The organism is Candidatus Acidiferrales bacterium (genome assembly GCA_036514995.1).
Taxonomy (GTDB): domain Bacteria; phylum Acidobacteriota; class Terriglobia; order Acidiferrales; family DATBWB01; genus DATBWB01.
Genome location: DATBWB010000152.1, coordinates 1 through 2107, shown reverse-complemented (window position 1 = coordinate 2107; position 2107 = coordinate 1). Strand labels below are relative to the sequence as shown.

General features: G+C 60.8%; 3 protein-coding genes. 1 reads left to right on the top strand and 2 read right to left on the bottom strand.

All coding sequences use genetic code 11. From position 1 onward, the window contains the following. Both VIH17_10225 and VIH17_10220 read right to left on the bottom strand, forming a co-directional pair. Window positions 1–560 (bottom strand): carboxypeptidase-like regulatory domain-containing protein (locus VIH17_10225; protein HEY4683609.1); only part of this gene is annotated, 560 nt, incomplete at its 3' end. Next, window positions 557–1252: a TetR/AcrR family transcriptional regulator gene (locus VIH17_10220; GenBank protein HEY4683608.1), complete on the bottom strand. Its 696-nt coding sequence runs from the start codon at window positions 1250–1252 to the stop codon at window positions 557–559. The genes VIH17_10225 and VIH17_10220, both read right to left, overlap by 4 nt. A gap of 598 nt (window positions 1253–1850) precedes the next feature. On the opposite strand from VIH17_10220, the gene VIH17_10215 reads away from it, so the two are divergent. Then, the coding region (locus tag VIH17_10215) for a protein kinase (GenBank protein ID HEY4683607.1) at window positions 1851–2107 on the top strand (257 nt) is incomplete at its 3' end.

Genomic DNA, 2107 nt, shown 5'->3' with positions numbered 1-2107 from the left:
GTGCTGCGCTGGCCGTTGACGGAGATGTTCACGTCGCCGCGGCCGAGCTCAGTGTTGTTCGACAGGCCCGCCACCGTCCCCGGGGAGAGGGTTAAGAGTTGCTGGAAGTTGCGGGTGGGCAAGGGAAGCTGCCGGAGCTGTGTCTCGCCGATGACGCGACCGGTGGTGGGGGAAGACGATTGGACGAGTGGCGGCTCGGCGGTGACGGTCACCGATTCCCTGGCCGCCGCCAGGGTGAGGCTCGCGTCGGCTTCCGTTGTTTCCGTGATCTTCACGAGCACACCTTGCAAAGCGAAGGCCTTGAACCCTGGTGCCTCCACCGTGAGCTGGTAGGTGCCCGGCGGCAACAAGGGGAAACGGTAGTGGCCTTCGGCATCGGTGGTAGCCTCGCGCTCGGCCCCGGCGGGGCTGGTCAAAGTGACCTTGGCCCCGGCAATGACCGCGCCGCTGGGGTCCTTGACCGCACCGGTGATCTGTCCGGTGGTGGCGGTCTGTGCCCAACCCACCCCCCAGGCAGCCAGAATGAAAACGATGCAGGCGATAAACTTGCGAGCGCTCATGATTTTCCTCCTGCCCGCCGGCGTGCATTGGCGAGGCCTCGAGATTTCTTTTCAAGACCCGACGAGAGAGGCCGAGGGGAGCGCCAGAGTCCATGAACATAAAGGCGAATGAGTTGGCGGATGGCCTCTTCGTCGGACATTCCCAGATGACGATGACCGCGAAATAACTTTTCCACCAGGAAGTAGGTGAAGATGTGAAGATAGATGGTTGCGAAAACCAGGGCGGGATCGAGGCCACACCACCGGCGGTCGCGCGCTTCACGATCCAGCAGCGGCCCCAGCCGCTGGCGAAGCTGGGCGGCGAGGTTCTGAAAGGTCTGAGCAAAATGACGGTTTTCAAATTCGATGACGTCGATATACATGAGCAGCCAGTATTCGGCGTTGTCATAAACGATGGACCGGATCTCTCGCGCCATGGCGGCCAGGTCGCCGGGGGAGAGGGGACGGCGGAGCTTGCTGAACATCTTCTGGCGCAGAGACTCCAGGCGCAGTTCGTGATGGCGCACGAGACTGGCAAAGAGGGCTTCCTTGGTGGGGTAGTAGTTATAGATGTTGCCGGTGGAGACGCCGGCCTGGCGGGCAATTTCCCGGATATTGGTGCCGTGAAATCCCTGGCGGGTAAAGGCGCGGAGGGCAGCGGCCTCGATTTGTCGCCGGTTCTGCTGGATGCGGGCTGGGGCCAGCTTCGGCATAAAAAACGAATGTTCGTTTTTTATCATAGCCGGCCAGAATGTCAAGCGGTTATTTTGCAGGCGCTCTCGAGCCTCCTCTCCACTCCTGCCTTTCGACCCGTTCGGTGCGGGAGGCGCTTCGGCAGGCTGGTTTCGGATTCATCCTCCGGCGGCAGGAGATGGGCTCCCGCTCGACCCCACAAGTCGGGACACGACACGGCCATTCCGATGGGATCGGGATTGGCTGGGAGGCCAGGAATCGCTGCGAGCGATCAACACGAACCTTGTACGATTCAAGGAGATGCGCTGAGAACCGCATGGATACTTGCGATTTCGAACTTTCTATTAGGTCTGTCCTATTCTGCTGATTCCACCTCGTGCTTTACAGAAATGGACGTCAAACCGACACCAAAGGGTCGCGTGGAGTTGTCAAAGAAACTTCGACAACGATCGAAAAAACCGAAGGTATCCACGTTGCGAAACGATGTCCCTGGGGGCAGATCGCGTTGACTTGCCCTAGCGGCGCAGCCTAAGATGCCGGGGCTTGGGGAGGGTCCTTCGCATGATTGGCCAGACGGTTGGCCATTACCGCATCATCGAGAAAATCGGTGTCGGTGGGATGGGGGAAGTCTACCGTGCGCAGGATACCCGGCTCGGGCGCAGCGTCGCGTTGAAGATCCTGCCTGATGTCTTTGCCAAGGATGTGGAGCGACTGGCCCGGTTTGAGCGTGAAGCCCAACTGCTCGCTTCGTTAAACCACCCCAACATCGCCGCCATTTACGGCCTGGAGGAGTCTGACGGCGTTCGCTGCCTCGTGCTTGAGCTGGTCCCCGGGGAGACGCTGGCCGAGCGGCTCGGGCGGGGTGCGTTGCCGCT